General features: G+C 73.3%; 4 protein-coding genes. 3 read left to right on the forward strand and 1 reads right to left on the reverse strand.

The window, feature by feature from the left end:
* Positions 1 to 108 (forward strand): hypothetical protein (locus ACZ4FV_RS52150; protein ID WP_402237517.1); only part of this gene is annotated, 108 nt, incomplete at its 5' end.
* Between the two features lie 218 nt (positions 109 to 326).
* Complete coding sequence (locus ACZ4FV_RS52155; RefSeq protein ID WP_395864138.1) at positions 327 to 929, forward strand: hypothetical protein; 603 nt, start codon at positions 327 to 329, stop codon at positions 927 to 929.
* 66 nt (positions 930 to 995) lie between these two features.
* Here ACZ4FV_RS52155 and ACZ4FV_RS52160 read toward each other — a convergent pair whose 3' ends face one another.
* Positions 996 to 1,367, reverse strand: coding sequence for a hypothetical protein (locus ACZ4FV_RS52160; RefSeq protein WP_395864140.1), 372 nt, complete (start codon positions 1,365 to 1,367; stop codon positions 996 to 998).
* A 169-nt stretch (positions 1,368 to 1,536) separates the two neighbouring features.
* Between ACZ4FV_RS52160 and ACZ4FV_RS52165 the strand changes: the two genes are divergently transcribed.
* Entirely contained in the window at positions 1,537 to 1,770 is a 234-nt protein-coding gene (locus tag ACZ4FV_RS52165; protein ID WP_395864142.1) for a DUF4287 domain-containing protein, read from the forward strand.
* The last annotated feature ends 201 nt before the right edge of the window (positions 1,771 to 1,971 follow it).

Here is a 1,971-nt window from a genome sequence, read left to right on the forward strand (position 1 = left end):
AGCACGTTGATCAACTCGCTGCAGTGGCACGACAAGCAGTGGGGCCTGGAGACCATGTGCGTCGGCGGCGGCATGGGCATGGCGATGGTGCTCGAGCGCCTGAGCTGACCCGGCACGCCGGCCGCGGCCGTCGCGCCCGGCACGTCCGACGCATGCCGTGCGGCCCGTCCGGGACACCCCGGGCGGGCCATGCGGCGCCGTCACCCACTCGGAGCAGCCCAAGGTCCCCTCGGGTAGGGATGTCACGCTCTGGCGACAACCGGCCGGCAGCGCGACCCTGGAAGGGAAGCTGTTCCTCGGGCCGGCCAAGGGTTGCGGATCTTGTCATGTCGAACGCCTACATCGTCCCCGTCCTGATCACCGCCGCGTGCGCCGTCGCGGTGACCACCCTCGTGCGCCGACTGTGCCGGCGACACCGCGCCCGCGCGGCCGCGGAGATCTGGGACCAGGCGTTCGTCGACCATCTCTTCCGCAGCCGGGACGCCGAACGACCACCGCTGACCGTCCCCGGGCCCGGGCGCGACGAGTTCGCGGACGAGAGCGCGTACCGCGACCCACCGGCCGACGACACGAGCGGTCGGCGCCCGCATCCGTCGGAAAACCTGACCCCGCTGCTGCCCACCCACCTCACCGGCGGCTACCTGACCGGCCTGATCGCCGGCGCCACCCCGATCACCCGCGTGCGCACCGGCTCGCCCGGCGGCTCCGGCGGCTTGGACGTGCTCGACTTCGCCGACGGCAGTTCGCTGGTGGTGATGCCCGGCGACCCGGAGGCGGCCTCGCTGATCGACGTCGCGCTCTCGCTCGGTCTACCGGTACGCCTGCTCGGCACCTGCGAGGTCGGCGGCGGCTGGGCACTGACCTTCGGCCTGGACGAGGACACCACGTACGCACTGGCCGACCGCCTGTACGTACGGCCGCCGGCGTAACGGGACCGCCCCCGCCGCGCACGGCCCGCACATCGCACCAACCGCACCCGCCCCCGCCCCGCCCGCTCAGATCGCCGCCGACAACTCCCGAACCATCTCCCGCGCCCGACGCACCACGTCGGCGGCCGTCGTGGCCTCACCGTCCTGCAGGACCAGCGTGTGCTCCTCGGCCAACAGCCCCAGCGCCGAGGCCAGATCGCCGGAGGTGACCGCCACCTGGTCGCCGACCGCGAACACCCCCAGATCCGGAACCTCGCGCAGCGGCTCGCCCTCGACCGCGGCCGCCAGGTCGGCCAGGCACTGGGCCAAGGCGAGCGCCGCGCCGGCTCGGGTCGGCGAGGTCTCCTGACGGGCGGTCAGCGGCGCCTTCAACCGGGCCTCGGACAGGTGCCGCAGCCGGTCGGCGACCGCACCGGACTCCTTCACGAACGGGGCCACGTCAACCGTGAGGGAAGCGGACGGTTTCCCGACCGGCGGGATGGGGATGCGGGACGACATAACCGGAGCGTACCCAGTGCGCACACCGCGTGCGGGTCGGCTTCGACCGCTTGCCAACCGTTCGCCCGTCATGCACGCTCGGGTAACGGAACGCTCACCGGAGGCGCTTATGTCCTTGCACTTCTCCGAAGAGACCCACCGGAACCTCGTGGCCCGGGTGCCCGCCTGCACCGGCCGCGAACTCCCCGACTGGTTCCGGGAAATCGAGGCCGGTCCGGCCTTCTCCCGGTTCGAGGACCGGGTCTCCTGGCTCCAGGGCGAACACAACCTCGGACACGGGCACGCCCTCGCCATCGTCCGCGAGCACGACCGTCGCCGGCACGCGCCGGGCGGGGTCAGCTGATCCCCCGCCCCGAAGCCGCCCCAACGCCGATCCGCCGTCGAAGACCCCTGCCACGCTGACCGCTTCCACCTCCGCACACACGCATTCGCACACGCGAAAGTGGGGGGGGCCCCCCCCGGGGGGCCCCCCCCCCCCCCCCCCGGCCCCCCCCCCCCATCGGTTCGCCCCCAGGGGGTTCCAGGGACACCACGAGGCCTGAAA

It is taken from the genome of Embleya sp. NPDC025285 (genome assembly GCF_055558835.1).